A 25,720-nucleotide genomic window follows, 5' to 3' on the forward strand; every position below is an offset into this window, starting at 1 on the left:
TCGGGGGTGTCCCGCTTCGAGCACAGGGCGCGGCTGCTGCAGCCCGGGGTGGTGCGGCTTCACTTAACGCACTAGATAGTTAATAGTGCGCTTGGACAGCCAGGCTCGGGCCAGGAACGCGCCCTGTCAAGACATCTCCAGGAAACAGTTCAGTCCGGCCGACGGCCGGCCGTCACTCCGCCGGCTTCGTGGAACCGTTCGCGAGGTACGCGACCACCATGTCGCCGAGCATGGTCCGGTAGTGCTCCCGCCGGGCCGGATCGGTCATGTCCCGCCCGAAGATCGCGCCGAAGGTGTGCCGGTTGCTCACCCGGAAGAAACAGAACGAACTGATCATCATGTGGACGTCGAGAGCGTCCACCTCCGCGCGGAACACCCCCTCCGCCCGGCCGGCCTCGAGGATCCCCGCGATCACCTCGACCGCCCGCACGTTCGCGGCGGTCACCGAGGTCGAGCCGGTCAGGTGCACGGCCTCATGGATGTTCTCGATGCTCACCAGGCGGATGAAGTCAGGGTGTGCCTCGTGGTGGTCGAAGGTCAGCTCGGCCAGTCGGCGGATCGCGGAGACCGGGTCGAGGTGCTCGACGTCCACCTCCTGCTCGGCCTGCCGGATCTCGGCGTACGCCTGTTCCAGGACGACGCCGTACAGCTGCTCCTTGCTGCCGAAGTAGTAGTAGATCATCCGCTTGGTGGTGCGCGTCCGGGCCGCGATCTCGTCCACCCGGGCGCCCGCGAAGCCGTTGCGGACGAACTCCTCCCGGGCCACCGCGACGATCTCCGCCCTGGTGCGCGCGGCATCGCGCTGCCGCTCGGCACCGCCGGACCGCGAGGCGCGCGGCGCGCGGGGCTGCTCCACCGGGGACGGGCTGGCGGGCTTCGAGGCGGGCATGCGACTCCCCCGGGCGATTCGGCTGACGGACCAGGTCATCGTAGCCGCGCGGCTAAACGGCGGGCCCGTCCAGCTGGACCGAGGCTTGCAGGAATGTACTATCCAGTGAGTACACTCCAGCCGGCAGTCCGACCCCCGCGCCCCGGAGGCGACGCACCATGACCGCAGCATCCGGTCCCACCACCCAACACACCCCGGCCGACTGGTGGGTGACCGCCGACCGCGCCTCGGTCGCCGCACGCGAACACCTTCGCGCCGCCGAGTCGCAGCCCGACCTGCTGCACACCCTCAGCGAGATCGGTCGGGCCCAAGCCTCCGCCACCATCGCCCTCGGCGCTGCGGTCAACGCCATGCTGGCCTCCGGCCAACCGTGGGACTCGATCGCCACCGCCCTCGACCACCCCGGCGCGGAAGCCGCGCAACGGCACACCGCCGGCGCCCGGTCCGACGCGCACCGGGCGCTGCTCGCCCGGCTCGATCACCACCACTGACCCCGCCGATCACCACCCGATCCAGACGTGCCGCGACCGGCACACCCACCCGCCCGTCCGAGGCCGCGCGGCGCACCTATGCCCACCCGGCCAGCGCCGCCTCCTCCCATCGGACGGTACGGGCCACGCCGGGGCGCGGGTCGTGCCCGGCGCGGCGTGGCGCGACCGGGGCAGAGCGTTGGAGAAGGTCCTGTACGGAGTGCCGGCAGCCGGTCGCGCGAGACCCGGGGCCGAGCGGGAGCGCACAGGATTGCGGCGTGGAAGAAAGGGCGCACCTGGAACGTGCTCCCCTGCTGCCGTGTCTGCGACTTGGCATGCCTCGCTGGTTGGTCCGTCACGGTGGCTCGGGCGAGGTCGCGTCCGAGGAGTGCGCCTTGCAGGAACGGGGGGTCCTGCAAGGCGCGTTGGGGTCTGATCAGTCCTGGGTCACCAGGCGACCGGGAGTTCTGCAATCCCGTAGGCGAGGGTGTGCGATCGGAAGCGGACGTCCTCGAAGGGCACGGCGAGCCGGAGTTCGGGCAGTCGGCGCAGGAGTGTCGGCAGGGCGATCTGGAGTTCCGTTCGGGCCAGGTTCTGGCCCAGGCACTGGTGGGTTCCGTAGCCGAAGGCGAGGTGGCCGCGGGCTTGCCGGTGGATGTCGAAGCGGTCGGGGTCGTCTTGCAGGAAGGCGCTGTCCCGGTTCGCCGCGGGGAGGCTGAAGATCAGGCCCTCGCCGGCGCGCACCGGCTGTCCGCCGATGGTGGTGTCCTCTTGGACGAAGCGGACGATCCCGCTGTCGGCGATGGTCAGGTAGCGCAGCAGTCCTTCCACCGCGTCGGCGATGAGCCGGGGGTCGTCGGTTTCGCGGAGCCGGGCGAGTTGGTCGGGGTGTCGGAGCAGGGTCAGGGTGCCCAGGGCGATCATGTTGGCGGTGGTCTCGTGGCCGGCGAGGAGCAGGCCGACGCTGTAGCGGGCGAGTCGCTCGCGGGTGAGCTGGCCGGTGGCCTACTCGGCATCGCTCAGCGCTGCCTGCTGCATCTCATCGTCAAGGCCGCCGAGTGTGCACTGGTTGTGAAATGATCTTGCCAGAAGGCCCTGTTTTTGCAGGTCAGGGGCATGTTCGATCAGAACTACGACAAGTGCAGAGCCTGCGTAGTCGGGGATCTCGGGTCTGCCACGACCCCGGTCAACCGACCTACACCGTGCTGTCGGCTCATTCCAGCCGTCCAACACATGCTTCGAGCTCAGCAGGTAGGTACCAGCCTTCGATAGTAGGTGTCATGTAGAGGCGGGCCTTGAGGCCGAGGAGAAGCTGGCGGCGGTGTTCCTGGTCCGCCTGGGTCCAGGCGTCGGCGAAGGTCTGGCCGGTCTCGACCTCCACCCAGGCCGAGGGGCGTTGCGGGAGGGCTGCGAGGCGCCGACGTTCGTCAACCAGGGTCTCGAGGGCCTCGGAGTACTCCTCGTCGCCGCCGGGGTAGTCGAACAGGTTGCGGCGTTTCTCCTCGCGCAGGTCGCGCATGGCCTGGGTGACGTGGTTGAGCTGCTCGGTGTGGTCCTCGCCGGGGATGAACCTGCGCACCGTCATCGCCAACCCGGCCAACCGATCCACCAGGGCAGTGATCGCCACGGTGACGCGCTCGCCCTTGATGGACTGGCCCTTGCACGCGGGCTTCCCGGCCGTTTTCGCACACCGGTAGTACTCGTAAATCTTGCCGTTCTTGGCGAGGTTCACCTGCCGGTAGAACCGGCCCCCGCAGCGATCGCAGTGCGGCACGCCAAGCCAGGGCGAGGCGCCGTTCGAGCGCTCCTTCGTGATGGACCGCTCGTCCATCGCGGCCTGGACCGCGGCCCACTCCTCCTCGGTGAACAGGGGCTTGGCCATCCGGATCGGCAGGCCCTTCGCGTCGCGGGCGATCTTGCGCGCCTTCACCGAGCGGCCGGTCAGCTTCAAGCCCATCGTCGCCGGCGAACGCAGGATCTTCCCCACGCTGGTCGGGTTCCAGTGGTTCGACGGCGGCGTCTTCCGCTTGCTCGTGTAGGTGTCGCCCTGGTTCTTGTACGCATGGGTAGCCGGGGTGTCGAAGCCGGCGGCCTCCAGAGCTGTGGCGATCATCCACTGGCTCTGCCCCTCCAGGAGAAGCTTGCCCATGTAGCGGACCGCCTCGGACGTCACCGGGTCCGGCTCCAATGTTCGGCCACCACCTGGACGGTCCACGATCCGGTACCCGTACGGCGGCTGCCCGCCGGCCCAGCGGTCCGTCTTGCGTAGGTGCTTGTGCGCGGCCGAGACCCGGGCCTTGATCCGCTTGAGCTCCATCTCCGCGAAGATCGACGCCAGCATCAGGAATGTCTTGGCCAGCTCGTTCCCGAACGACGACTCGCGGCCCTCCCGGTAGTCCAGGGTGATGCCGTCGTCGGTGAAGACCAGGACCTTGTGGTTCTCCTCAGCCCAGTGCGCCACGTCCGCGCAGTCCTTGGCCGACCGAAACGCCCGGTCCACCTTGGCCCACACCATCGCGTCCCACTCGCCCTGCCGCTCAGTCAGCCACGGGCCCAGGTCCGGGCGCTTCCACGGCGTGATCTGGGCAGAGACGTCCAGGTCCTCGAAGGACCCGACGATCTCCCACTCCTTCGAGACCGCGTGCCTTGTCGCGGACTCCGCCTGCACCAGGTGCGACACCTTGCCCTCGTCCCCGTGCGTGTCCGACACACGCGAACCAACCACCGCCCGAACCGGCGCCGAAGCCGTCATGATGCTCACAGGAGGTCCCCTACCGCCCGGGCCAGCGAGCACCCTCGAACAACCTGCACTCGAACGGGTGGACCTTTTTCGAAAAGGTGTCGTTCCGCTGGAGAGTAGACCTAAGTGTTTGCACAAAAGGCCTGGCCGACAGGGCAGTCAAGGCATACGTCGAACGCGCCGCCACCCACGCCGAACGCTGGAGCGACCACGCGCCCGTCACCGTGGTGTTCGACGTGCACAACTGACATGCGCTCTCTCCCCAATACCGGCGAGTTCGATCTCTACTACGACTGCTAGAGGTGCCCCTGACCTGCGGAGACGTGATTCGATCTCTCATCGTTTCCGCAGGTCGGCAACGCTCTGACCTGCGGAAACGCCAGGCTGCCGACTCACGCCGAACGCTCTGGGGATCGCGATGTGAAATGAGAGTGCACTGGGTTCGATCTCCACAGAAGTTCTGTGTAGCGCCTCTCGCGCAAGGGCCCACGAGCCCCGAGCGATGCGTCTTGTGGATCATCACGTGACACCATGCACACGATGAGCAACCGGCCGACGACAGAATCGGTATATCTCGGCAGCGCGTCTCCGCAATGCATCCTCACCCCATGGCCACCAGTGAGCCTTTTCAACTCGGCGCCGATCGGGTGATCTGACGAATCGAGCGGGTGTTCTGCGCAACAGGCAGGGCCTCACGGCCGTTGAGCAGGTTCTCCACGCCTCAACTCGTCAGCGGGGAAGCCCCGTTGATTGCCTATCCTGCCGCACTCGACCTGCCCCACGCACTCGTCGAGCTGGTCACCATACTGATCGCCACCCGAGAGGGTGACCGTCGGCGCAAACTCCCGCCCCACCAACGGGCGCTGCTCGCCCTGGTCTACCTGCGCAAGCACGACACCCTTGCCCAGCTCGCGGCCGGCTCCCGGATCAGTGTCGGCACCGCCCACGCCTACGTGCGGGCGGTCGTCGGCCTTCTCGCCGAACACGCGCCCGGACCTGGCCGAGACCCCCGGCGCTTCACAGCCGGAGTATGTGCTGGTCGACGGCACCCTGGCCGAATGCGACCGCGTCGGCGACAGCGAAGGCGACTACTCCGGCAAGCACCGTCGCCATGGCGTGAACGTCCAGGTGGTCACCGACCCCAAGGGCACGATCCTGTGGTTCTCACCCGCACTGCCAGGCCGCACCGCGGACCTCACGGCCGCCCGCACCCATCGCATCATCGCGATCGGCGAGGACCTCGGGATCGCCGTCCTCGCCGTCCTCGCCGACAAGGGCTACGTCGGCGCCGGTGGCACGTTCGAGACACCGATCAAACGCACCGCCGGATGCGAACTGCCCGACAAGTACCGGGCGTTCAACAAGCTCCACGCCCGTCCGTCTGCGGGTCGCCGTCGAGCACGGTGTCGCCAAGCTCAAAACCTGGCGAATCTTCCGCCACGCCCGCTGCAGCCCGAACTGGCTCACGTCCGCCATCGCAGCGATCCTCACCCTCACGGTCTACAGCTGAAAAGGCTCAGTCGACCGAATACCCGGCATGCCGGAGCAGATAAGAAGTCATCTCATTTGGTGAGTCTGCCGGATCACCTGACTGAGTTGTTGATGTGCTGCTCCCGGTGCAGGGAGTGCTGAGTGCTCCGCAGATTCGGGTTGCCGCGGCGTGGCAGGGCTGCCCCCCTCAGGGTTCGATGACGAGGCGCTGGATGCTGTCGGCGCGGAGGGTGAAGCGGTAGTGCAGGTCGACGACGCCACCGGGGAAGTCGCCTTCGAGGCGGTTGGTGACGGTGTACCGGTCGGCGCCGGTCTGCTCGGCGCCGGTCTGCTCGATGGTGTAGGTGTACTCGCTCGCAGAGCGGTTCAGCCACTTCTCGATGGCGGCCGTTCCGGCGTGGGTGGTGCCGTCGTCGATGACGGTGGCACTGTCGGCGAAGGCGGCAAGGGCTGCGGCGGTGTCATGGTCCCGGTGGGCGCGCAGATAGTGGCTGACCGCGCCGGGGAGGGCGTCGGGGGTACTCAACTGGCGCTGGGGCTGGTTCATGATGATCCATCAGGTTGAGGTGGATTACACGGTGGGTGTGGTGCCGCCGTCGATCACGTATTCGGCGCCGACGATGGCGGAGGCGCGGTCGGAGACCAGGAAGGCCACCAGTTCGGCGACTTCCTCGGGTCGGTTGGGGCGCCCGAGCGGGATGCCGCCGAGCGAGTCCATGAGCTTTCCGAGTGCGGCTTCCCTGGTGATGCCGTCGCCTTCGGCGATCCGGCCGACGAGTTCGTCCGCGGCGGTGGTCTGTACGAAGCCGGGTGAGACGGTGTTGACGCGGACACCGTGCGGGGCAACTTGGTTGGCCAGGCCTTTGCTGTAGGTCGTCAGCGCTGCCTTCGCCGCGGCATAGGCGAGCGTTCCGTTCCACAGGGGCATGCGGCGCTGGATCGAGGAGACATGCACGATGGCTCCCTTGTGGGCTTGGAGCATGCCGGGCAGCAGGCCCCGGTCCAGGCGCACGGCGGCCAGCAGGTTCGTGTTCAGTTCCTTGGCCCACTCATCCTCGCCCAAGGCGGCGAACCCGCCGGCGGGAGCGCTGGAGCCGCCGAAGGTGTTGACCAGGATGTCGATGCCGCCGGTGCGGTCCAACGCTTCGGCGATCACTCTTTCAGCGCCCTGGGCGGTGGAGAGGTCGGCGGCGATGAAAGCCTCCGGGGCGACGTCCTGCGGGCGGCTCCGGGCGGTGACCAGTACCGTGGCGCCCGCCTGGGCGAGGCGGCGGGCGATGGCCGCGCCGGTGCCCTTGGTGCCACCGGTGACCAGGGCGTGTCGGCCCTGAAGGGAATCGCTGGTGGGCTGCGTCATGGTGTTCTCCGTTCGCGGATGCCGACGAGCCGAGCGCGACGTCCGTCGTCCCTGCTAAAATCAAAGCTACTAACTTTGACTTTAGCAGTAACTGGGGAGATGGTCGCGATGGCGAGTCGGATCAGGCTGGAGGACCGGGAGTGCCCGCTGTCCACCACCGTGCAGCACGTCGGCGAGTGGTGGACCCTGCTCATCCTCCACGACGCCTTCGATGGCTATACCCGCTTCGACCAGTTCCAGGAGAGCCTGGGCATCTCCTCCAGCATGCTCACCACACGCCTGAAGGCCCTGGTCACCGACGGGCTGCTGGAGCGTCGCCCCTACCAGAGCAACCCCGTGCGCCACGAGTATGTCCTGACCGACCTGGGCCGCACCCTACGCCCGGTGATCGTCTCCCTGGCGGCCTGGGGCAACTCCCGCCTGGCGCCCGAGCAGCGCAGCATGGTCCTGGTCGATGCACTGAGCGGTGAGGAGGTCGAGCCCGTGGTCGTGGACGCCAAGACAGGACATCGACTCGACGACTGTGGCGCCTACGTCTTCGCTGCGGGGCCCGCCGCGAGCCAGGCCATGCGTGCCCGCTACGCCCACCCTCCGCACAGGGGAGCCTGATTGCCACCGGACCTGCCCACGAGCACCTTCAGTCAGAAGATGGACCAGCCGGTGAGGGTGGTGAGGGTGTCGAGGGCGGTGATGCCGGCGGTGGAGTTGCCGTGGTGGTCGAGGGCTGGGCCCCAGGTGCAGACGGTGCAGCGGCCGGGGATGACGGCGATGATGCCGCCGCCGACGCCGCTCTTGGCGGGCAGCCCGACGCGGTGGGCGAATTCGCCGGCGGCGTCGTAGGTGCCGCCGATCAGCATGACGGCGTTGATGCGCTTGGCCTCGCTGCGGGTGAGCAGGCGGGTGGCGTCGGCGCGTAGCCCGTGGCGGGCCAGGAAGCCTGCGGCCCGGGCGAGGTCGCGGCAGTTCATGGCCAGGGAGCACTGCCAGAAGTAGTGGTCCAGAACGTCGGGGACGGGGTTGTCGAGCCGGCCGTGGTCGGCGAGCAGGTGGGCCAGGGCGGCGTTGCGGTGCCCGTGGCGGCTCTCGCTGAAGGCGACTTCGGCGTCGAAGTCGATGCGGGGGTTGCCGCTCTCGGTGCGCAGGAAGTCGCGCAGGGCACCGCGAGCGTCGCCGGTCAGGGTCAGCAGCCGGTCGGTGACGACCAGGGCTCCGGCGTTGACGAAGGGGTTGCGGGGGATTCCGTGCTCGCGTTCCAGCTGGGCCAGGGAGTTGAAGGGTGCCCCGGAGGGCTCCTTGCCCACCCGGGTCCACAGGGTGTCGCCGTCGGCGGCCAGGACCAGGGCCAGGGTGAAGACCTTCGACAGGGACTGGATGGAGAAGGGCTCCAGCCAGTCTCCGGTGCCGTGCGGTTTCGATCGGTGGTTCAGCTCGGCGATCGCGAGACCGAAGCGGCTCGGATCGACGGAGGCCAGAGCCGGGATGTACTGCGCGACGCGACCACCGGCCAGTGCCGGTTGGACCGCACGGGTGACGTCCTCGAACAGCCCTCGGTAGTCCATGGCACCCCCGGGATGTGACGCCGTTGTCACTGCCTGCCCCCAGCATCGGGCGGACCGTCGGATGCCGGAAGAGCCGGGGCAGAGGTTTCGTACGCACGCTATGGTTACGCTGAGAGTGAGCGGAACAACCGAGAGTAATACTGGGATGTTGGACCATGTCGATCCGAATGACGATGCCGCCCACACCCGACCGTCCGACCCTCCGGGAGCGGACGAGGTGACTCTGCGCACCACAGTGTTCAAGTGCATGGGCCGCACCTACGGGACCATCCCCTTCCAGGGCGCGGTGGTCATCACCGGCATCACCGACATCACCTGCCCGGTGCCGCTGGGCGACGCGCTGCCGGACGGCACCGGCACCTGGGAAGTCCGAAGTGTCGGCGGCAGAAGCCTCACCCCGGCCCGGGACCTCCTGCACGCGGTCGCTGTCCTGCACGAGCTCCGCCGACCGCCCCGCAACCTGCGCTGACCCGGCGGTGCCGGCCGGGTCTCCGTTCCGCCAGGCGTCTCTCGCCCCGAGGGGCTCCGCAGCATGCCGGACCGGCACGGTGTGCCATGGCGAAGGCCGCCCTGAATCTCCCGCCCGGACCGGAGCGCGCCCGGCGGCCAGTTGACGCCGAGCAGGTTCAGGTCCATGACGTCGATCTTGATGGTGTCGGCGGCGGGGCTGCTCCAGGGACGGCTGTTGAGGAAGTTCTGCGCGGCGTTGCGGACACCCTGCCAGTGGTGGCGTCGGTCGGGGCGCCGATGGGCACGCGGTCGGGCTACGGCCCGGGTTCGGCGGCGTCGCACGGGTCGGATGTGACGTCGCAGGGAGCGGCGGCCAAGTCCAGGCCCCGGACGTCGCAGGCGATCCGGCCGAGTAGGGTCCGGAACGCTAGGCGCTCGTTCTCGTCGAGTGCCTCCAGGAGCCGGTCTTCGGCTTCCCGTACCTGTCGCCGCAGGTCCTGGAGGGTGGTGAGGCCCCGGGTGGTGGCGACGACCTTGCGCTGGCGGCGGTCGACAGGGGTGAGCCGACGCTCGACCAGGCCGGCCGTCACGAGGTCGTCGATCAGGTAGGTCATCACCGTGCGGTCGATCCCCAGGTACGTGGCCAGGGCGAGCTGGTTCGGCTGGTCGCCTCGGACGACGACGGCGAGCGTCTGGTAGCCGCGGGCACCCTGCGGGACGTCGCCGAGGGCCGCCTCGACGACAGTCCGGTACGCGCGCATCAGGACGAGGAGGGAGAGACCGAAGTCCCCCTCGAAGTCGACACCGTCGGCGACCGGCGTGGCCGGTGTCTCGGCGCTCATAACTGGAATGGTACCAATCCACTCATTGTTGGACAGATCATCTGCACAGCATGCGATCTATCGGACAACGCACTCCGCGACGAAGCGCCGCAGATGAGAAGGCAGACGTCATGCTCAAGATCGGCATCATCCTCGGCAGCACCCGCCCCAACCGCAACGGTGAACAGGTCGCGAAGTGGGTGCTCGACCTCGCCTCGCGCCGCAGCGACGCCACGTTCGAACTCATCGACCTGCGCGATCACCCCCTGCCACTCCTCGATGAGCCGCTGCCGCCGATGTTCGGCCAGTACCAGCACGAGCACACCAGGCAATGGGCGGCCAAGATCGCGTCGTTCGACGGGTTCGTCATCGTGACGCCGGAGTACAACCACGGCATCCCCGGCGTGCTGAAGAACGCCCTCGACTTCCTCTACGCCGAGTGGAACAACAAGGCGGTCGGCTTCGTGTCCTACGGCGGGGTCGGCGGGGTGCGGGCCGTCGAGCACCTGCGCCTGGTCGTCGCCGAGCTCCAGATGGCCGACGTGCGCCAGCAGGTCGCCCTGTCGATGATCACCGAGTTCGAGAACTTCAGCGTCTTCAAGCCCGGCGACCACAACCTGCCCGCCCTGAACACGATGCTCGACCAGGTCGCCGCCTGGAGCACCGCGCTCGCACCACTGCGCACGGCCCCGGCCGTCGCAGCCTGAGCCCGCCGCCCGGCTCATCCCCACTGCCGCAACCTTTGACCGGCCCAACCAAGCGGGCGGGGAGAAACAGCCCTGACCGCGTCTCCGCGAACGATCTTGTCGCTGCCGTCACAGGCTCAGCAGCAGGTCCCGGACCGTGGCGGGCTGGGACAGGAACGGGTGGTGGCCGGCGTCGAGTTCGACGACGCTGCCCGCCCGGCGGGCGAACTCGCGCTGCAGGCGTGGCGGGGTGCCCCGGTCCTGAGCGCAGACGAGGTACGTCGAGGGCACCCGCTGCCATGCGGCCGCCCCGACCGGCTGCCCGGTGACCTGCACGCTCTGCCGGGCGAGGTGATCCGCCGCCTGCGCCTGGTCATCGGGGTCGCAGTCCTGAAGGAACGTGTCCACGAGCAGCTCGGGGCGGACTCCGAACGTGCCGGCGTCGGGGTCGACGTCGAGGAACGGGGCTGGGCTGCCGTCCCCGAAATCCGACAGGCTCTGGCCGACTTCGGGCAGGTAGCTGGAGACCAGCAGCAGGTGGCGTACCGACCCGATTCCGGCGGCGGCTTCCGCAGTGACGATGCCGCCGTAGCTGTGGGCGACCACGACGGTCGGCTCGTCGCCGGCCTGTAGCACCTGCCGCACCGCGGCAACGTCCTCGGGCAGCCCCGGACCACGGACGCCGCCGGGCGGGCCCGCCTCGCCGCAGCTCGGTAGCGCCGGGGCCACGCTCAGCACCCCTCGCTCCTGCAGCAGCTCGGCGGTGCGACGCCACCACCACGACCCGTCCCGCACACACGCCCCGTGCACGAACACGACCCTCATCGCTGCCTCCACACCTGCCTGGGCTGCCTTGGCTGTCTTCGAGCAACGGGAACGCCGGTGTCCGCTACGGGTGTTGGGCGCCGGCCTGGTGGTTCGCGGTGCGGTGGGGGTCGAGCAGAGCCAGGCGGTCGGCGTCGGGGCTTCCGGGCTCGGAGGTGCCGACCAGGAGGTGCTGGCCGGGCGCGTCCTGGACGTCGAAGGTCTGGTAGGTGAGGGTCAGCCGTCCCGCCGTCGGGTGGTGGAAGGTCTTGGTCTTGCTGCCCAGGCGGTTGACGTCCTGCTTGGTCCACAGGGCCGCGAAGTCCTCGCTCTCGGCGAGGAGGCCCTCGATCAGGGCTGCGGTGCGGGGGTCGTGGCGCTCCAGTCCGTGGGCCAGGCGGAGTGCGGCGACGGTGTCGCGGGCCACGGTGGGCCAGTCGGCGAACAGGTCCCGGGCCGCGGGGTCGCAGAACAGGGAGCGGGCCATGCCGCGCGGGTCCGTAAGCGGGGAGAGCAGCGCGTCGGCCAGGGTGTTCGAGGCGAGGATGTCCAGGCGCCGGTTGACCACGTAGGCCACGGCCGCTGGGAAGGCGTCCATCAGCCGCAGCAGCTCCGGTGCGACCCGCTCCTCGCCGGGGCGGGGGATCTCGGGTGCGGGGACGAGGCCGGCGAGGCGGTAGGCGTGCCACCAGGCGTCGGCATCCAGGCACAGGGCCCGGGCGAGGGCGTCGAGGACCTGGCCGGAGGGGTGCCGTTCGCGGCCCTGCTCCAGACGGGCGTAGTAGTCGGCGCTGACCCCGGCCAGGACGGCGACCTCCTCGCGCCGCAGTCCGCTGACCCTCCGGGTCTGGGAGCGGGAAAAGCCCACGTCGGCCGGGCCGAGGCGGGAGCGACGCGCCAGCAGGAATTCACCCAGTTCGTTGCCGCTCATGTCTGGATCGTACGTCGCCGCTTCCTGGGAGTGGCGCACCCAGGATGACCCGTCCTGCCCCTTGCGCGCGATCGGCCCCAAGCTGGCAGGACCGGCCGACGCACCCTGTGGCCGTCGGCATATCGAAGGGCAGACCATGACCAACTCCTCCACCGCACCCGGCCCGAAGGTGGTCCTGATCACCGGGGCCAGCAGCGGCATCGGCGAGGCCACCGCCCGGCGGCTCGCGGCCGCCGGCCACCACGTGGTCCTCGGAGCCCGGCGCACCGACCGCCTCGCCGTCCTCGCCAAGGAGATCGAGGCCCGGTCCGGCAGCGCCCTGGCGTACGAGCTGGACGTGACCGACCCGGCCGGCATGGCCTCCTTCGTGGCAGCCGCCCACGACCGGTACGGGCGCCTCGACGTCCTGGTCAACAACGCCGGCGTGATGCCGCTCTCGCGCCTGGACGCGCTGCGGGTCGAGGAGTGGAACCGCATGATCGACGTGAACCTGCGCGGGGTCCTGCACGGCATCGCCGCCGTCCTGCCGGTCATGAACGCCCAGGGCGCCGGGCACATCGTGAACATCTCCTCCGTCTCCGGGCTGCGGGTCGACCCGACTGCGGCCGTCTACGCCGCGACCAAGCACGCGGTGCGCGCCCTGTCGGAGGGCCTGCGCCAGGAGAGCCGACACGTGCGGGTCACCGTGATCAGTCCGGGTCTGACCCGCAGCGAGCTGACCGCGTCCATCGCCGACGGCGCGGTCAGGGACGCGGTCGAGGGGCAGATGGGCATCGCGATCCCCGCCGCCGCGATCGGCGAAGCGGTCCTCTTCGCGATCTCCCAGCCCGCCGAGGTGGACGTCAACGAACTCGTCGTCCGCCCCACCGCCCAAGGCTGAACAGCACGATGGCACAGCACGGAAGGACAGAACCGATGGTGACCGAGCAGCAGGTCCGCACCTGGGTCGAAGGCTACGTGCGGGCCTGGACCACCAGCAGCAAGAAGGACATCAGCACCCTGTTCACCCCGCAGGCCGAGTACCACGAGTGGCCCTACGAGACCGACTGGATCGGCCGCGAGGCGATCATCGACGGGTGGCTCAGCCGTGTCCCCTGGCAGGAGGGCGGCTGGGACTTCGAGTGGTCTCTCCTCGCCATCAACGGAGATACCGCCGCCATCGAAGGCACCGGCCGGTACAAGGAGTTGGGCACCTTCGCCAATCTCTGGACCGTGACGTTCGACAAGAACGGCAAGTGCACCATGTTCCGCATGTGGAACAACCAGATCTGAGCCACAGACACCGCCAGAGCCCGACTGTCCGGGTGCCAGCAGCGCTGGTGCGGAAAATCCAGCGCTCACCAGAAATGCCAACCGGGGGAACAGCACCAGCTGGTCCCCCGGCACAGTCGCAGCTCAGCGTTGTCCGCAGCACCTGTCGGACGTGGCATCCGATGGCCGACCAACTCGGCCGCGGCTTGGACGCCGAGCTCACCGCCATGGACCCGCTGTGGTGCCTGGCCTCCGTACGGGAACCGGACATGCTCGACATGGCGCCGCGGAAATGCGGTGAGCTGACCGTCCGGGTCCCTGCAGATCCGCGAGACCTCGCCCGCCGTCGAACTCCGTAGGAGCGGTCATCGATGAGCGGATCGAAGGGGGCCGTCATTCGGTGTCCAACCGGCGGCCCCCATAGTGGATACGGTGTTGCTGTTATGGTGCTGTCCGAGGAGGTGGACTTTCCCGTGGCAGCAGCTGATCGTACGCAGGCGACCCCGGTATCAGGTCGGGGCCCGGGGCGTCCGCCCGTGCCGCTGGAGCGCATCGTCTCCACCGCGTTGCAGATCGTGGACGACGAAGGGGCCGACGCTCTCTCGATGCGGACGCTGGCCCAGCGCCTGGGCTCGGGCACGGCGACGCTGTACCGGCATTTCGACAACCGGACAGCGCTGGTCGCCCATGTCGTGGACCGCGTGTTCGGCGCCGTGGAACTGAATGGCGACGAACTCCTCGCGATGGGCTGGCAGCAAGCGCTGCGGACGGTCGCGCACTCCATGTTCGAGGCCCTGGCCCGGCACCGGAACGCGGCGCGCCTGCTGGTCGAGGAGATGCCCCTGGGGCCGAACGCCATGGCGCTGCGGGAGCACTGTGTCGCGGCGCTGCTCGACAGCGGCTTCCCGCCGCGACTGGCTGCGCACGCTTTTGCCACCCTCGCCCGCTACGTCCTCGGATTCGCCATACAGGTCAACGGTCATGGCGGCAGCGGGCAACTCGACGACGCACAACTGTCCGCCGTCTTCCAGAACGTCGATCCAGCCTTGTTCCCGGCAACGAGCACCGTCGCCGGGTCGATGCCTGTTCCGATCAAGGACGAGTTCTCCTTCGGACTCGAACTCCTCCTCAGCGGGCTTGCCCACCTGCACGACGACGCCTGACCAGCCAGGACGACGCGAACCTGAGCCGCCCGCCTGCGGAGTCATCTCGGCCGGCGCCCCGGCGTCCGGGGGCAACCGGTCGCCGGATGTTCAGGCCTCCAGCTGTCGTGACCCGCGTGGTCGGCGGTTCGTCAGCGGAAGGCGAAGTGTTCGGCGTGGAGGTGCTCGCGGGGCACGCCCTGGCGGTGGAGGGCGCGGGTGAGGTTTTCGATCATTGAGGCGGGGCCGCAGAGGAAGACGTGCGTGTCGGGGGTGATCGGTCCGGCCTCGGCCTGGATTCTTTCGGCGGTCAGACGGCCGTGGCTGCGGCTGAACGTCGGGTGGAGCCGGAACTCGGGGCGGTGTGCTGCCGCTGCGGTGAGTTCCGGGAGGAACGGGGCGTCTTCGGCGGTGGGGGCGCAGTAGAAGAGGTCGGTTTGGGCCGGCACCGCACCGGGGTGGGTGAGCCAGCCGAGGAAGGGCGCGATACCGATGCCGCCCGCGATCCAGATCTGCCGGGGTCCGCCGAGGGTGTGGTCGAACATGCCGTAGGGGCCCTTGAGGGTTGCGGGGTGTCCTTCGCTCACGTCCGTGTAGAGGCCGCGTGTACCGCGGCCCAGGGCACGGATGGTGAGGCGTACCGAGCCGTCGGCCTGCGTTCCTGCGACGCTGAAGGGATGTTCGTGCCAGCCGCCGACGCGCAGGTAGACGAACTGGCCTCCGGTCACGGGAAGCGCCGTCCTGCCGGTGGGCGTGAGGGTGAGGTCGAGGATGTCGGGCGTCGGCCGCTCGACCCGGTGGACGGTGTAGTCCGCCCGGGGTTCCCTGTGCCGTAGCACCAGTTCGTCGTAGGCGTAGGCGGCCATGCCGATGGCGGCCATGGTGACGTAGATCGCCAGGAGGGGCGTGGATCCGTTGATGACGAGATCGAGGAACCAGCCGTGCAACAGCGCCGACAGGAGCAGCAGGCCGGTGAGGCGGTGCAGGAACAGCCAGCGCTCGTAAGGCAGTCGCAGGATGCGGCCGACCTGGCCGAGCGAGATGAGGACGAGCAGCAGCAGACCGATGGCGGAGACGGCACCGAGGAGATGGCCCATCCCTACCGACGCGGTTTGGTGGGCGTAGCCGTACGGGCTCCCGTCGAAGCCGGAGAGGAAGTGGAGGAGCAGGTGGGGGGTGAGCAGGAGGATGGACCATATGGCGTACCGCTTGTGCTGGTGGTACATGCGGTCCAGGCCGCCGAACCACTGCTCCAACCACTTCAGGCGGGTGGCCAGCACCAGGGTGCAGGACATCAGGTAGGCGGACAGGACGCCGGTGAACTCGCCGATGAAATAGACGGCGCTGAGGCCCTCGGGCCTGAGCCAGTCCCAGGCCAGGTAGAGCATGACCGCTCCGGTCGTGACCGACAGGGGGCCGACGTGGCGCTTCTTCAGGCGTGCGTCCAAGGGGGCGCGTGCGATCCGGATAGCGTAGATCGCTATCGCGATCAGGATGGGCATCGTCTCCCCCTCGGGGGTCGGCACTGTGGACGAAGGGGCGCTGGTGCGGTCGGGCGGACCGTGGGGTCGCGGCTTGAGCGCCATCGGGCCCAGGTGGCTGCGGTTCCGGCCACTCTAATATTGGCTACAGTGTAGCCGTTTGTCTGCTTTCAGGGCGACTGCCGGCGCTGCCCATCTGTGGAGCCGTGGACTCGATCGGCAGCGCTTCAGGCGAACAAGGCCGCGAGGTATGAGGCGACAAGCACCGCGCACACGGCGGCGGGCACGAGTTTGGCAATCGGGTCGCCCTTGCGCAGGTGTACGACCACAGCTCCGGCGAGCAGCAGGAGAAGCCCGGCCCCCGCGAGGCCGCCGAGCGGCGGCACGGCGAGGCCGAGCGCCACGCCGGCGACTCCTGCCAGTTGCAGCACGCCTATGCGGCGGTAGGCGGCGACCGAGAAGCCGGTCTCGGCGGCCAGCTCGCGTGCCTTCGGCAGTGCGAGTGTGTTGAGCACTCCGCTTGCCCCGAAGATCAGGGCGATGAGGCAGGCGAGGGTGATGGCGAGGATCATGAGGTACTTCCAGGGTGTCGGCGTGGTGGCGGCGTCACGGTGTGGCTCATGCAGGGCGGTAGGTGTGGCTCGACTGGGAGATGGTGCGGCTCCTTGCTTGCGGCGTCATCGCCCGCACGGCGGCTTGGGTGGAGGTGCGGAAGTCCCGGGTGGCGATGTGCCCGAGGTAGCCGTCGGGACGGATCAGCAGCAGGGTGTCACCGGTCAGGCCGTAGGCACTGCGCAGCGTGTTCTTGGGGTCGGAGAAGGCGCGGCGGTCGCCCGCGGCCGGTCCGACGGTCAGCCGCTTCAGCTGGGCGCCCGTCGTCGGCCAGTCGAGGAGTTCGAGGTCTCGGGCTGCGCCGGGGCCGTAGGCGATGGCGGTGAAGTGCGGTCCCTGGAGGAGGTCGAACAGGCGGGTCTCGGCGCCGTCGGCGCCGAGCAGTCGGGCGTCCGGGGCGCGGTCGCCCACGCGCAGCGTGGCGGTGTCGGTGCCGTTGGCGGGGGCGAGCGGGCCGCCGTAGTAAGTCAGGGCGAGCTGCTGCTCGTCCTTGCCGCGCTTCATGCTGGAGGGGTCGAGCTTGGCGATGCCGCCCCATTTCTCCGTGGACAGTCCCAGGACCCCGGCGGCGATCGGCTGCCGCTCGGCCTCGTAGGTCTCCAGCAGGGCCGGGTCGGCGCCGGCGACGACCTGGCCGAGCTTCCAGCCGAGGTTGTAGCCGTCCTGCATGCCGGTGTTCAGGCCCTGGGCACCGGCCGGGGTGTGGACGTGCGCCGCGTCGCCGACGAGGAAGACACGTCCGCGACCGTAGCGCTCCGCGAGACGGATGTTGGGCCGGAACACGGACTTCCAGCGGATCTCGTGCAGCTGGATGTGCCGGTTGCGGGTGTGGGAGTGGATCCGGTCGATGATGGCGCCGATCTCCTGGGGCGGCACCTCGTCGGGCGTGAGCCGGATCATCCACTGGAACATGTCGCTGCCGGGGAGCGGGCAGGCGGCGATGAGCTTGCCGCCGAGGCCGGGCCACATGTGCCACCGGTTGCGGGCCAGGCCGCTGACGGAGGCATCCACGATCAGCACGCGGTCGGACTCGTCCGTCGTCCCGGCGAAACCGATGTCGAGCTGCTTGCGCACCGCGCTGGAGCCGCCGTCGGCCCCCACGGCATAGCGGGCGACGATCTCCTCGACCCCCTCCGCGCCCACCACCTTGGCGAGCACCGTGTCCTCGTCCTGCGTCAGCTCGGTCAGTGCCTTGTTGAACTCGACCTCGCGGCCGAGCTCACCGAGCCGGGCGTGCAGGGCGCGGTCCGTGCGGAACTGCGGGATCAGCCAGGTGTTCGGGTACGGGACGTCCGGAGTTGCCTCTCGGTGGGGGAACATCTTCCACGGCACACTGAGGGGTCCGGCATGGAGCCCGAGCTTGGGATAGAGGTCGCCGCCGGCCAGCACGTCGTCGAGAGCGCCAAGGTCTTCGAGGACTTCGAGGCTGCGGGGCTGGATGCCCTTGGCGCGCGAGCCGTCGAAGGTGTGGGGGGACCTGTCGACGATCCGGACGTCGAGTCCGCGGCGTACGAGGTCGATCGCCAGGGCGGAACCCGAGGGGCCGGCACCGATGATCAGTACGTCGATGGGCTGCGGGTTGTTCATGAGTCGAGCCTTTCAGCGCGTGCGGACACGAACGGGACGAGCTGATCGGCAACGTCGCGAGGCCGTTCGAACGGGGCCATATGCCCGCACTTGGTGATGAGGTGATGGTGACGGGGCTTCAGCAGGGCGCGCGCCGTGTCGAAGTGCACCGGCGGCGTGACGGTGTCCTCGTCGCCCCACAGCAGCAGCGTCGGAATGCCCAGCGCCCCCGTCCGCCGGAAGAGGTCGTCACGGCCGGCGAGAGGCAGGTGCTGCAGGGTGTCGAAGACCGCGTACAGCGAGCCCTCGAAGCGGAGGGTGCCGAGGACCATCTCGGTCAGTTCCGCGCCGAGCTCGGGGTCCCGGACGTTGTGCCCGAGATGCCCGTGAAGCAGCCGGAGGCCGCGACGGCGGGCGACCACTCCGGCCAGCAGATCGCTGCGCAGCAGCCGGTCAGGGGAGGCCAGCCGCGGTTTGGCGAGACCAGCGGGTCCGACGATGGTGAGCGTGGACACCGACCGGCGGTACTGGGCCGCGTACGTCATGGCGACGAGCGCGCCCATGGAGGTGCCGACCAGGTGCAGGGGCCGCGCCGTCAGGCCGAGCCGGTCCGTCAGCTCGGCCAGCTGCCGCGTGAACAGCGTCTCGTCGTAGCGCGCCTGGACCCGGTCGGAGTAGCCGCGGCCGTAGGCGCTGCAGGTCAGCGTGCGCATCCCGTGGGCGTGCAGCTCGCTGACCAGGCCGTCCCAGTAGGACAGCGGGATGGTCAGACCGCCCGCCATCAGGACCACATCCCCGTCCTCGGGCCCCGTCAACTCGTAGTGGGTGACGCCGTCGGACAGCTCGACGAAACTGCCGCGCAGCTCCTTGCGCGAGTCGGCGGTGAGCTTGCGGTCCTCGCCCGGGGCGACGAAGTACTTCATGGCACGGGTCTCCTTGCCCTCAGTTCGCGGGGGTGCCGGCGCAGGAGCCGAGGAACTTCGCGATCGCGTACGCGACCCACAGCGGTTCCTCCTCCGGCAGCAGATGTCCGCCGTGGGGGTGGACCAGCTCCTGGGCGCCGGGAATGTCGCGGGCGAAGTGCTGGCCGTCGAGGCCCGCGCTGCGCAGCACCAGCGTGGGCACCGTGATGCGGGGGATCTGCGCGCTGCGGTCCGGCTGGTCGGTGTTGCAGAAGTCGACGAAAGCCGAGCGGTTACCGGGGCGGCTCATCAGCTGGTAGGCGCGGTCCACCATGGCGTCGTCCACGATCTGCGCATGCGGCCCGACGGCCTCCCGCAGGCTGCGTTCCACTGCCCCACGCGGCATCACCCGCCTCAGCAAGGGCCGCACCAGCGGGTTGCGGGCCAGGCGCATCCCCGCGGGCACCGTCTTCTCCGGATAGCCAGTGGCGTTGACCAGCACCAGGCCGGTCAGCCGCTCCGGACGGTCCAGCGCGACGTTCCAGGCGATGTTGCCGCCCAGGGAATTGCCGGCCAACGCGTAGCGCGGCACGCCCAGCACCTGCGCGAAGCCCGCCACCGTCGCGGCGTACACCGGAACCCGGTAGTCGCGGTCCTTGCGCGGGCCCGTCAGCCCGAACCCCGGCAGGTCCGGACGGATGACGTCGAACGACTCCGACAGCAGATCCGCCGCGCGGTCGAAGTGCTGCAGGGACGAGGCACTGCCGTGCAGCAGCACGAGTACCGGGCCGTGCCCGGCGCGCTTGTAGTGGATCCGCAGGCCGTCCACCTCGACGAACCGGGAATCGGGCTGGGGCTCAGACCAGGTACTCATAATGGATACAGTGTTACCGATAAGGTGGTCGTGTCAAGCGGAAGCCCTCGTCGCGGGCGCGGCGCCCGCCTCAGCCGACCGACAAGGCGCCACCGCTTGAAGCCGAGAACCGCGACCACCCGAACGAAAGGTGCGCAGTACATGACACTCCGACGCGTTCTCAGCGGCCTGGGCGCCGCAGCAACCCTCGGCGCTGCCGCGGCGATCAGCACACGTCGCCGCGCTCTGGTGGCAGTCCCCCGCGAGCTGCGGCACCCCGTGCTCCTCCTCCCGCTGAACTTCGGCAACCCGGTCACTCTGGCCATCGCCCGCCGCCTCGTGCCCCTGGCGGGAGCCGCCTCCAGGCCCGGCGTCCGCATCGAGCGGCGCACGCTGCCGGCCACGACCGACAACCTCCCCGTCGAGGTGCTCACCTACCAGGCATCAGGCCAAGCGCCACGCACCGCACTGCTCTGGATCCACGGCGGAGGAACCGTCATGGGTGCCGCTCGGCAGGAGAACACCTGGTGCAGCCGCGTTGCCGACGAACTCGGCGTTCTGGTCGTCAGCGTCGACTACCGCCTCGCACCCGAAAATCCGTACCCCGCAGCCTTGGACGACTGCTTCGCTGCGCTCCGCTGGCTTCACGCCGGCGCCGCCGACCTCGGCATCGACCCCGCCCGCATCGCCGTCGGCGGCGAAAGTGCCGGAGGTGGACTCGCCGCCGCCGTGGTCCAGCGCGCCCATGATGCAGGAGTGCCGGTCCGGTTCCAACTCCTCCTCTACCCCATGCTCGACGACCGCACGGCCCTACGCGCCGACCCTCCCAACAGCGCCATCTACACGTGGACCCCGGACTCCAACCGCTTCGCCTGGACCTCCTACCTCGGCCGCCCGCCACAGGACCACGACGACCGCCCCTATATCGCAGCGGCAAGGCGCAGGGACCTCGACGGGCTGCCGCCCGCGTGGATCGGAGTGGGCGACCTCGACCTGTTCCACGACGAAGACGTCGACTACGCCCGACGCCTGGGCGAGGCCGGCGTCGCCTGCGAGCTGCGGGTCGAACCAGGCATGTACCACGGTGCTGACGCCTTGCTCGACGGCAAAGCACCTTCAATGACCGCATTCCGCACTGCCGCCCTCGACGCTCTGCGAACTGCCCTGGCAAAACCCTGACCGCCCTGGCCTGTCCTGCCTGCGGCCCTACTCCTCGACGGCGACAGCGGCGATGCCCTGGCCGTGGTAGATCTCGTCGTAGTAGTGGATCACCAGGGGGCGGGTGAGCATGGCCTCGAAGGTGGCGGTGAAGCCGTTCGCGGTGCGCCAGGCGAGGTAGTCGGTGTAGTTGTGTGCCTCGGTCCACCGGGTCAGGCCGGCGACGTGGTCGGCGTCGCCTTGGTCGCGCAGGATGCGGATGTGTTCGCAGCCCTCGTGCTCGAGGCTCTCACCCAGGATGTCCAGCAGTAGTTTTGCGACGTCGTCGCCCCGGCCGGGCTGGGAGAAGAGCTCGGCGATGACCACTGTGCTCATGGGGTGCTTCCTGAGGGGTGTTGGTGCTGTCCGGTCACCGGGCAGCGGTGGGGTTCGGGAGATTCGCGCCGGTCGGCCGCCGGAGCGGACAGGTCTTCAGTAGGGAGCCGGCGCGTTGTGCACGATGATCAGTGAGCTGATCCTGCCGTCGGTGACGGTGAAGTAGTTGGTCAGTACCAGCTCGTCGGGGAGGTTCGTCTTGTCGTACTCGCCGTCGTAGCGCGCCCGCACGATCGTCAGGGTGCGGTGGGGGACGACCTGCGTCACGTCCATGGTGACCTTGGCGTCCACCAGTTCGCGGCTCGCCCAGGCGCGGATCGACGCGGTGCCGACGAATTCGCGCAGCGCGTCGTTGACCAGGGCGTCGTTGGTGAAGGTCGCCATGATGGCGTCCACGTCGAAGGCGTTGACCGCCGCGATGTGGGCGGTGACGACGTCGGGCAGTGCATCGGCTGGGCCGGTGGTGTTCATGGTGGCTCCTTCGTCGGCCTGTGACCGTTGGGGTCCGTACCGAACACGTTGGGTGCTCCCCGTGCGGGAGGGTCAACCGGTGGTCCGGTGCTGGACCCTCCGGTGGGGGGAAGGTTCATACTGGCGCCATGCACACCGGTCTGACCGTCGGCGAGTTCTCCCGCGTGTCCCATCTGAGCGTCAAGACGCTGCGGCACTACCACGATGTCGGGTTGCTCGCGCCGGCCGACGTCGACCCGGGAACCGGCTACCGGTACTACTCCCTGGACCAGGTGCCGACGGCGCAGGTGATCGTTCGGCTGCGCAACCTGGAGATGCCCGTGGCGGATGTCAAGGCCGTGCTCGCCACTGAAGACGTTGGCACCCGCAACGAGCTGATCAGCGCGCATCTCGCGCGGTTGGAGGACCGGCTCGCGCAGGCGCAGAGCTCCGTCGAATCGCTGCGCGAGCTGCTGGCCCGGCCCGCGCGCGGGTCAGCCATCGAGTACCGCACGGTCCACGGGCAGCCGGCCATCGGCATCCGCGAAGTCGTCGACCGGCAGGACGTGGTGAGCTGGTGGCAGGGCGCCCTCGGCGAGCTGCACGGCTTCGCCACGGCCCGAGGACTGCGCCGGACGGGCCCGATGGGCGGCCTGTTCGCCAGTGAGCTGCTCCAGGACGAGCGCGGCGAGGCGCTCGTGTTCCTTCCGGTCGACGGTGACGCGCGCCCGGTCGGCCGGATCGACGCAGTGGTCGTGCCCGGCGCGGAACTCGCGGTCGCGGTCCACCACGGGCCCCTGGAGACCATCGACCTCACCTACGGCGACCTGGGCACCTACGCCGCACGCCACGAGATCGGCGTCGACGGCCCGCTGCGCGAGTTCTACCTGCGCAGCCCCCTCGACGCGACCAACGAGCACGACTGGGTCACCGAGGTCGGCTGGCCCATCTTCCGCTCGAACGGATAGCGGCGGTTCGCCCGCGCCGGTGCGGTTACGGCGTGCCTTGATCCGGGCTCAGCCCACCGGTGCTCTCATGCAGGTGTCATTCACTTCCCGAGGGAGTCGCCTTGTCCTCTCACGATCCGATCTCACCGCAGGAGGCCGCCGACCGGCTGGCCATCCGGGAACTCATCGACGCCTACGCCCACTGCGCCGACCGCCGGGACGCCGAGGGGCAGATGGCACTGTTCACCGAGGACACCCGCTTCCTGGTCTTCATGGACGCCACCGCCGCCGAGCCGACCCAGGAACTGCACGGCCGCGAAGCCCTTGCCCCGGTCTTCGACAACCTGAACACCTACAAGGCCACCACCCACTTCAACGGCCAGAGCACCGTGGCCCTGGACGGCGACCGGGCGAGCGGCGAGAGCTACTGCCTGGCCCACCACATCTCCTACGGCGCGGATGCCGAGCGCACGATCATGATCGCGTCCATCCGTTACCTGGACCATTTCGCCAAGCGCGACGACCAGTGGCTCTTCGCCGAACGACGGCTGATGGTCGACTGGACCGAGACCCGCCCCAGCACTGCCTGAACCACTCGGCCAGGCAAACCTGCTCTCGTGCCGCTGGTTCAGGATGCGCCCGGCCCCCCGCCCACCAGGGGCCGGGCCCGGACTGTCTTCAGAGCGCGCTCGGTGGGCGGGAAACGGGTGCCTGCCGGTGCCGGACGGTGAGGTATCCAGCTGCGAGCAGCGCCAGCACGGTTGCGCATTCGGCGACGATGCTGATGATCGCCTGCGGGGCGGGTTGCAGGCCGTGTTCGACGAATCCGAAGACGCCTGTGGTGCGTGAGGCGGCGAAGCCGGCCAGCGCACCGCCGGCCGTGCCCACGGCAGCGAGGTGGATGAGCGCGGGCGGCGGGAGGAGTGCCCCCGCCACCAGCAGCGCGCCGAGGCCGAACGAGGCCGCGGCCTGGAGCAGGAACAGGACGCCGACAACGTGCAGGTAGCGATAGCCGTCGAGGTAGAGCTGCGCGTGGACGGCGCCGCCGGCGGCGAGTGCGGCACCGCCGATCACGGTGAGCAGTCTCGCGGCCACGGGCGGGCGCGCTCCTGCCCGTACCGGCGCGGTGGTGTCGTTCATGCCAGCTCCTGGTCGGTGATCGCCAGCGCGGTGGTGCCCTGCCGGTACTGGACGGTGCGGATGCCGAGGGCGGTGTGCAGTTGCCGGGCCGGGAGCACCTGCGGGGTCGGAGCGGGGGCCTGGCCTGGCTTGGGCAGTGGGTAGGCGGTCGTGGTGGCCGAGTGGAAGGTGACGTTGCCTTCCACCCGGCTGAACAGCTGGTGGACGTGCCCGTTGAGGGCGGTGACGGAGGAGAACCGCTTGAGCAGGTTGAGAACCTGCAGCGCGTCGTCGGTCGACCAGCCCCATTGCGGGTACATGGCGAACAGCGGGATGTGGCTGAACACGACGATCGGGGTGTCGGAGGACAGGCCGGCGACGTCGCGGCGCACGAAGTCGATCTGATCGGCGCCGAGGTGTCCCAGCTTCTCCAGGCTGAGGGTGTTGACGAGCGCGATGAAGTGCACGCCGTGCGTGTCGAAGCTGTACCAACCGTCGCCCTCCGTGCCCCGGCCGAAGCTCTGCCGGTAGGCGCGGCCCTGGTCGCCCACCGAGTCGTGCTCGCCGGGGACCGTGAACACCCGCTCGGTGCGCAGCCCGCTCATCATCTGCTTGACCTGGTCGAACTGGGCCGGGGTGGACAGGTGGGTCAGGTCGCCGGTGTGCATGACGAAGTCGGGCCGGAACCCCAGCGCGTTGACCTGGTCGATGGCTCGGGCGAAGGAGCCGGTGACGTCGGTGTTGGCAGGCCCGGTGAAGCCGATGTGGCTGTCGGAGACCTGCACGAAGCGCAGCGTGTTGGCGTCGCCGGTGGTCGCGGCGGCGATGCTGTCGCGCGAGTCGGCGATGTGGCTGACGACCTCGCCCGCGGTGACGCTCAGCACCACGGCGGCGCCGAACCAGCCGGCGTGCCGGGCGAGCTGGCGGCGGGTCATGGGGGCGGTCATGGGATCGGTCATCGGGTCACCGTCACGGTGGCCGTCATGAACGGGTGGATGGTGCACAGGTAGCTGTAGCTGCCGGGGGTGGTGAACGTGTAGGAGTAGCTCTGCCCGGTGTTCAGCGCCTTGGAGTTCAGCGGTCCGGTGTTGTTCTGGCCGGTGACCGTGTGCGGCTCGCTGTCCTGGTTGGTCCAGGTCACCGTGGTACCGACCTTCACCGTGATGGAGGCGGGCGCGAAGGCGAAGTTCTTGATGGCCACACTGTCGGAGCCCACCGGCGTACCCGCGGGTGTCTGCGCGTCGGTACCGGGGGTCGTGGGCATCGGCATCGTCATCGTCATGGTCGGGATGGGACCGGCGCCGGTTGCGGTGGCGCCGGGCATCCCGGCCAGGCTCGACTGGCCGGAGCCGGGGGTGAGGGCGGTGGTCGTGGCCGACGCGGTGCTGTGCGTGGGGCTGGAGCATCCGGCCAGGGTCAGCCCGGCCGCCGCGAGCAGCGCGGCCGCGGCGCATGCCCGGCGCCTGGTGAGGGAGATGTTCATCGGTTCGGCTTTCTGATCGGCCCTGGACGGGCGCGGACGAAGAGCTGGAGCTGGCTTCGGCGGGTGCCGGGGCCGGGCGTTTGCGCCACGGCCCGCTGCCGTCGCTAAGGGGATACGAGCCGGGGTTACACCGGCACCGCGCACGGCACGGCTGTAACCCCTGCCCGTATCTGTTGGCGAGGA

The 25,720-nt window shown here is 69.4% G+C and carries 30 protein-coding genes and 2 pseudogenes; 13 read left to right on the forward strand and 19 right to left on the reverse strand.

Annotation, left to right across the window (positions count from 1 at the left end):
• Positions 1-172: 172 nt before the first annotated feature.
• Positions 173-889, reverse strand: a complete 717-nt coding sequence (locus ACFVXG_RS15335; RefSeq protein WP_387927713.1) for a TetR/AcrR family transcriptional regulator — start codon at positions 887-889, stop codon at positions 173-175.
• Between the two features lie 158 nt (positions 890-1,047).
• On the opposite strand from ACFVXG_RS15335, the gene ACFVXG_RS15340 reads away from it, so the two are divergent.
• Positions 1,048-1,380, forward strand: a complete 333-nt coding sequence (locus ACFVXG_RS15340) for a hypothetical protein (protein ID WP_387927715.1) — start codon at positions 1,048-1,050, stop codon at positions 1,378-1,380.
• 426 nt (positions 1,381-1,806) lie between these two features.
• Here the strand turns inward: ACFVXG_RS15340 and ACFVXG_RS15345 are convergent, their stop codons facing one another.
• Positions 1,807-2,316, reverse strand: a complete 510-nt coding sequence (locus tag ACFVXG_RS15345) for a cytochrome P450 (protein WP_387927855.1) — start codon at positions 2,314-2,316, stop codon at positions 1,807-1,809.
• Here ACFVXG_RS15345 and ACFVXG_RS15350 point away from each other — a divergent pair.
• Complete coding sequence (locus ACFVXG_RS15350; RefSeq protein WP_387927716.1) at positions 2,299-2,439, forward strand: hypothetical protein; 141 nt, start codon at positions 2,299-2,301, stop codon at positions 2,437-2,439. The two genes, ACFVXG_RS15345 and ACFVXG_RS15350, sit on opposite strands and share 18 nt — an antisense overlap.
• 133 nt (positions 2,440-2,572) lie before the next feature.
• Here ACFVXG_RS15350 and ACFVXG_RS15355 read toward each other — a convergent pair whose 3' ends face one another.
• The gene (locus ACFVXG_RS15355; RefSeq protein WP_387927857.1) at positions 2,573-4,111 is read right to left on the reverse strand and encodes a recombinase family protein; all 1,539 of its coding nucleotides are present in this window, start codon (positions 4,109-4,111) and stop codon (positions 2,573-2,575) included.
• Between the two features lie 122 nt (positions 4,112-4,233).
• On the opposite strand from ACFVXG_RS15355, the pseudogene ACFVXG_RS15360 reads away from it, so the two are divergent.
• Positions 4,234-4,347, forward strand: a pseudogene (locus ACFVXG_RS15360) (exodeoxyribonuclease III); the annotation flags it as partial.
• Between the two features lie 498 nt (positions 4,348-4,845).
• Positions 4,846-5,609 (forward strand): annotated as a pseudogene (locus ACFVXG_RS15365) (transposase family protein).
• Positions 5,610-5,777: 168 nt separating this feature from the next.
• Here the strand turns inward: ACFVXG_RS15365 and ACFVXG_RS15370 are convergent.
• Both ACFVXG_RS15370 and ACFVXG_RS15375 read right to left on the reverse strand, forming a co-directional pair.
• Entirely contained in the window at positions 5,778-6,137 is a 360-nt protein-coding gene (locus tag ACFVXG_RS15370; RefSeq protein ID WP_387927718.1) for a nuclear transport factor 2 family protein, read from the reverse strand.
• Between the two features lie 24 nt (positions 6,138-6,161).
• The gene (locus ACFVXG_RS15375) at positions 6,162-6,947 is read right to left on the reverse strand and encodes an SDR family oxidoreductase (protein WP_387927719.1); all 786 of its coding nucleotides are present in this window, start codon (positions 6,945-6,947) and stop codon (positions 6,162-6,164) included.
• Positions 6,948-7,055: 108 nt separating this feature from the next.
• On the opposite strand from ACFVXG_RS15375, the gene ACFVXG_RS15380 reads away from it, so the two are divergent.
• Positions 7,056-7,556, forward strand: coding sequence for a winged helix-turn-helix transcriptional regulator (locus tag ACFVXG_RS15380; protein WP_387927721.1), 501 nt, complete (start codon positions 7,056-7,058; stop codon positions 7,554-7,556).
• A gap of 32 nt (positions 7,557-7,588) precedes the next feature.
• Here ACFVXG_RS15380 and ACFVXG_RS15385 read toward each other — a convergent pair whose 3' ends face one another.
• Positions 7,589-8,506: a glutaminase gene (locus ACFVXG_RS15385; RefSeq protein WP_387927723.1), complete on the reverse strand. Its 918-nt coding sequence runs from the start codon at positions 8,504-8,506 to the stop codon at positions 7,589-7,591.
• Positions 8,507-8,723: 217 nt separating this feature from the next.
• On the opposite strand from ACFVXG_RS15385, the gene ACFVXG_RS15390 reads away from it, so the two are divergent.
• Positions 8,724-8,975: a hypothetical protein gene (locus ACFVXG_RS15390; RefSeq protein ID WP_387927725.1), complete on the forward strand. Its 252-nt coding sequence runs from the start codon at positions 8,724-8,726 to the stop codon at positions 8,973-8,975.
• Positions 8,976-9,270: 295 nt separating this feature from the next.
• Here ACFVXG_RS15390 and ACFVXG_RS15395 read toward each other — a convergent pair whose 3' ends face one another.
• The gene (locus ACFVXG_RS15395; protein WP_387927727.1) at positions 9,271-9,798 is read right to left on the reverse strand and encodes a MarR family winged helix-turn-helix transcriptional regulator; all 528 of its coding nucleotides are present in this window, start codon (positions 9,796-9,798) and stop codon (positions 9,271-9,273) included.
• A gap of 110 nt (positions 9,799-9,908) precedes the next feature.
• Between ACFVXG_RS15395 and ACFVXG_RS15400 the strand changes: the two genes are divergently transcribed.
• Positions 9,909-10,484 carry an NADPH-dependent FMN reductase gene (locus ACFVXG_RS15400; protein ID WP_387927729.1) on the forward strand — a complete coding sequence of 192 codons (576 nt, stop codon included), beginning with the start codon at positions 9,909-9,911 and terminating at the stop codon, positions 10,482-10,484.
• 108 nt (positions 10,485-10,592) lie between these two features.
• On the opposite strand, the gene ACFVXG_RS15405 is transcribed toward ACFVXG_RS15400, so the two are convergent.
• Positions 10,593-11,288, reverse strand: coding sequence for an alpha/beta fold hydrolase (locus ACFVXG_RS15405; protein WP_387927731.1), 696 nt, complete (start codon positions 11,286-11,288; stop codon positions 10,593-10,595).
• Positions 11,289-11,352: 64 nt separating this feature from the next.
• A complete protein-coding gene (locus tag ACFVXG_RS15410) occupies positions 11,353-12,198 on the reverse strand; it encodes a helix-turn-helix domain-containing protein (protein WP_387927733.1) in 846 nt (281 codons plus the stop codon).
• Between the two features lie 136 nt (positions 12,199-12,334).
• Between ACFVXG_RS15410 and ACFVXG_RS15415 the strand changes: the two genes are divergently transcribed.
• The 3 genes from ACFVXG_RS15415 (at position 12,335) to ACFVXG_RS15425 (ending at position 14,612) form a co-directional block, all read left to right on the forward strand.
• On the forward strand, positions 12,335-13,078 hold the full coding sequence (locus tag ACFVXG_RS15415) for an SDR family oxidoreductase (RefSeq protein WP_387927735.1): 744 nt from the start codon (positions 12,335-12,337) through the stop codon (positions 13,076-13,078).
• A 35-nt stretch (positions 13,079-13,113) separates the two neighbouring features.
• Positions 13,114-13,470, forward strand: coding sequence for a nuclear transport factor 2 family protein (locus tag ACFVXG_RS15420; RefSeq protein ID WP_387927737.1), 357 nt, complete (start codon positions 13,114-13,116; stop codon positions 13,468-13,470).
• A 515-nt stretch (positions 13,471-13,985) separates the two neighbouring features.
• Positions 13,986-14,612 carry a TetR/AcrR family transcriptional regulator gene (locus ACFVXG_RS15425; protein WP_387927859.1) on the forward strand — a complete coding sequence of 209 codons (627 nt, stop codon included), beginning with the start codon at positions 13,986-13,988 and terminating at the stop codon, positions 14,610-14,612.
• A 131-nt stretch (positions 14,613-14,743) separates the two neighbouring features.
• Here ACFVXG_RS15425 and ACFVXG_RS15430 read toward each other — a convergent pair whose 3' ends face one another.
• From ACFVXG_RS15430 to ACFVXG_RS15450, 5 genes are all read right to left on the reverse strand, one after another.
• A complete protein-coding gene (locus ACFVXG_RS15430) occupies positions 14,744-16,093 on the reverse strand; it encodes a ferric reductase-like transmembrane domain-containing protein (protein WP_387927738.1) in 1,350 nt (449 codons plus the stop codon).
• A 206-nt stretch (positions 16,094-16,299) separates the two neighbouring features.
• On the reverse strand, positions 16,300-16,644 hold the full coding sequence (locus ACFVXG_RS15435) for a DoxX family protein (RefSeq protein ID WP_387927740.1): 345 nt from the start codon (positions 16,642-16,644) through the stop codon (positions 16,300-16,302).
• Positions 16,645-16,690: 46 nt separating this feature from the next.
• On the reverse strand, positions 16,691-18,271 hold the full coding sequence (locus ACFVXG_RS15440) for an FAD-dependent oxidoreductase (RefSeq protein WP_387927742.1): 1,581 nt from the start codon (positions 18,269-18,271) through the stop codon (positions 16,691-16,693).
• The gene (locus tag ACFVXG_RS15445; protein WP_387927744.1) at positions 18,268-19,173 is read right to left on the reverse strand and encodes an alpha/beta fold hydrolase; all 906 of its coding nucleotides are present in this window, start codon (positions 19,171-19,173) and stop codon (positions 18,268-18,270) included. The genes ACFVXG_RS15440 and ACFVXG_RS15445 overlap by 4 nt, the downstream gene beginning before the upstream one ends.
• A gap of 19 nt (positions 19,174-19,192) precedes the next feature.
• On the reverse strand, positions 19,193-20,026 hold the full coding sequence (locus ACFVXG_RS15450; RefSeq protein WP_387927746.1) for an alpha/beta fold hydrolase: 834 nt from the start codon (positions 20,024-20,026) through the stop codon (positions 19,193-19,195).
• 141 nt (positions 20,027-20,167) lie between these two features.
• Between ACFVXG_RS15450 and ACFVXG_RS15455 the strand changes: the two genes are divergently transcribed.
• Positions 20,168-21,184, forward strand: coding sequence for an alpha/beta hydrolase (locus ACFVXG_RS15455; protein ID WP_387927748.1), 1,017 nt, complete (start codon positions 20,168-20,170; stop codon positions 21,182-21,184).
• Between the two features lie 27 nt (positions 21,185-21,211).
• Here ACFVXG_RS15455 and ACFVXG_RS15460 read toward each other — a convergent pair whose 3' ends face one another.
• The gene (locus ACFVXG_RS15460) at positions 21,212-21,538 is read right to left on the reverse strand and encodes a putative quinol monooxygenase (protein WP_387927750.1); all 327 of its coding nucleotides are present in this window, start codon (positions 21,536-21,538) and stop codon (positions 21,212-21,214) included.
• 96 nt (positions 21,539-21,634) lie between these two features.
• Positions 21,635-22,009: a nuclear transport factor 2 family protein gene (locus tag ACFVXG_RS15465; protein ID WP_380405636.1), complete on the reverse strand. Its 375-nt coding sequence runs from the start codon at positions 22,007-22,009 to the stop codon at positions 21,635-21,637.
• Positions 22,010-22,137: 128 nt separating this feature from the next.
• Here ACFVXG_RS15465 and ACFVXG_RS15470 point away from each other — a divergent pair, with 128 nt between their 5' ends.
• Both ACFVXG_RS15470 and ACFVXG_RS15475 read left to right on the forward strand, forming a co-directional pair.
• Entirely contained in the window at positions 22,138-22,956 is an 819-nt protein-coding gene (locus ACFVXG_RS15470; RefSeq protein WP_387927751.1) for a MerR family transcriptional regulator, read from the forward strand.
• Positions 22,957-23,057: 101 nt separating this feature from the next.
• Positions 23,058-23,525, forward strand: coding sequence for a nuclear transport factor 2 family protein (locus tag ACFVXG_RS15475; protein ID WP_387927753.1), 468 nt, complete (start codon positions 23,058-23,060; stop codon positions 23,523-23,525).
• Positions 23,526-23,613: 88 nt separating this feature from the next.
• Here ACFVXG_RS15475 and ACFVXG_RS15480 read toward each other — a convergent pair whose 3' ends face one another.
• The 3 genes from ACFVXG_RS15480 to ACFVXG_RS15490 are packed head-to-tail and all read right to left on the reverse strand — an operon-like array spanning position 23,614 to position 25,537.
• Positions 23,614-24,075, reverse strand: a complete 462-nt coding sequence (locus ACFVXG_RS15480) for a hypothetical protein (protein ID WP_387927755.1) — start codon at positions 24,073-24,075, stop codon at positions 23,614-23,616.
• On the reverse strand, positions 24,072-25,013 hold the full coding sequence (locus ACFVXG_RS15485) for a metallophosphoesterase family protein (RefSeq protein WP_387927757.1): 942 nt from the start codon (positions 25,011-25,013) through the stop codon (positions 24,072-24,074). The genes ACFVXG_RS15480 and ACFVXG_RS15485 overlap by 4 nt, the downstream gene beginning before the upstream one ends.
• The gene (locus tag ACFVXG_RS15490; protein WP_387927759.1) at positions 25,010-25,537 is read right to left on the reverse strand and encodes a cupredoxin family copper-binding protein; all 528 of its coding nucleotides are present in this window, start codon (positions 25,535-25,537) and stop codon (positions 25,010-25,012) included. The genes ACFVXG_RS15485 and ACFVXG_RS15490 overlap by 4 nt, the downstream gene beginning before the upstream one ends.
• Positions 25,538-25,720 lie beyond the last annotated feature (183 nt).

Origin of the sequence: Kitasatospora sp. NPDC058162 (genome assembly GCF_042884005.1) — a bacterium.
GTDB lineage: Bacteria > Actinomycetota > Actinomycetes > Streptomycetales > Streptomycetaceae > Kitasatospora.

Coding starts and splice junctions, on each gene's coding strand:
- ACFVXG_RS15385 (WP_387927723.1), bottom strand. CDS start 8,506: ATGGACTACCGAGGGCTGTTCGAGGACGTCACCCGTGCGGTCCAACCG.
- ACFVXG_RS15485 (WP_387927757.1), bottom strand. CDS start 25,013: ATGACCGATCCCATGACCGCCCCCATGACCCGCCGCCAGCTCGCCCGG.
- ACFVXG_RS15470 (WP_387927751.1), top strand. CDS start 22,138: ATGCACACCGGTCTGACCGTCGGCGAGTTCTCCCGCGTGTCCCATCTG.
- ACFVXG_RS15440 (WP_387927742.1), bottom strand. CDS start 18,271: ATGAACAACCCGCAGCCCATCGACGTACTGATCATCGGTGCCGGCCCC.
- ACFVXG_RS15400 (WP_387927729.1), top strand. CDS start 9,909: ATGCTCAAGATCGGCATCATCCTCGGCAGCACCCGCCCCAACCGCAAC.
- ACFVXG_RS15455 (WP_387927748.1), top strand. CDS start 20,168: ATGACACTCCGACGCGTTCTCAGCGGCCTGGGCGCCGCAGCAACCCTC.
- ACFVXG_RS15490 (WP_387927759.1), bottom strand. CDS start 25,537: ATGAACATCTCCCTCACCAGGCGCCGGGCATGCGCCGCGGCCGCGCTG.
- ACFVXG_RS15380 (WP_387927721.1), top strand. CDS start 7,056: ATGGCGAGTCGGATCAGGCTGGAGGACCGGGAGTGCCCGCTGTCCACC.
- ACFVXG_RS15480 (WP_387927755.1), bottom strand. CDS start 24,075: ATGAACGACACCACCGCGCCGGTACGGGCAGGAGCGCGCCCGCCCGTG.
- ACFVXG_RS15465 (WP_380405636.1), bottom strand. CDS start 22,009: ATGAACACCACCGGCCCAGCCGATGCACTGCCCGACGTCGTCACCGCC.
- ACFVXG_RS15355 (WP_387927857.1), bottom strand. CDS start 4,111: ATGACGGCTTCGGCGCCGGTTCGGGCGGTGGTTGGTTCGCGTGTGTCG.
- ACFVXG_RS15370 (WP_387927718.1), bottom strand. CDS start 6,137: ATGAACCAGCCCCAGCGCCAGTTGAGTACCCCCGACGCCCTCCCCGGC.
- ACFVXG_RS15420 (WP_387927737.1), top strand. CDS start 13,114: ATGGTGACCGAGCAGCAGGTCCGCACCTGGGTCGAAGGCTACGTGCGG.
- ACFVXG_RS15450 (WP_387927746.1), bottom strand. CDS start 20,026: ATGAGTACCTGGTCTGAGCCCCAGCCCGATTCCCGGTTCGTCGAGGTG.
- ACFVXG_RS15335 (WP_387927713.1), bottom strand. CDS start 889: ATGCCCGCCTCGAAGCCCGCCAGCCCGTCCCCGGTGGAGCAGCCCCGC.
- ACFVXG_RS15375 (WP_387927719.1), bottom strand. CDS start 6,947: ATGACGCAGCCCACCAGCGATTCCCTTCAGGGCCGACACGCCCTGGTC.
- ACFVXG_RS15435 (WP_387927740.1), bottom strand. CDS start 16,644: ATGATCCTCGCCATCACCCTCGCCTGCCTCATCGCCCTGATCTTCGGG.
- ACFVXG_RS15445 (WP_387927744.1), bottom strand. CDS start 19,173: ATGAAGTACTTCGTCGCCCCGGGCGAGGACCGCAAGCTCACCGCCGAC.
- ACFVXG_RS15410 (WP_387927733.1), bottom strand. CDS start 12,198: ATGAGCGGCAACGAACTGGGTGAATTCCTGCTGGCGCGTCGCTCCCGC.
- ACFVXG_RS15460 (WP_387927750.1), bottom strand. CDS start 21,538: ATGAGCACAGTGGTCATCGCCGAGCTCTTCTCCCAGCCCGGCCGGGGC.
- ACFVXG_RS15405 (WP_387927731.1), bottom strand. CDS start 11,288: ATGAGGGTCGTGTTCGTGCACGGGGCGTGTGTGCGGGACGGGTCGTGG.
- ACFVXG_RS15395 (WP_387927727.1), bottom strand. CDS start 9,798: ATGAGCGCCGAGACACCGGCCACGCCGGTCGCCGACGGTGTCGACTTC.
- ACFVXG_RS15430 (WP_387927738.1), bottom strand. CDS start 16,093: ATGCCCATCCTGATCGCGATAGCGATCTACGCTATCCGGATCGCACGC.
- ACFVXG_RS15415 (WP_387927735.1), top strand. CDS start 12,335: ATGACCAACTCCTCCACCGCACCCGGCCCGAAGGTGGTCCTGATCACC.
- ACFVXG_RS15340 (WP_387927715.1), top strand. CDS start 1,048: ATGACCGCAGCATCCGGTCCCACCACCCAACACACCCCGGCCGACTGG.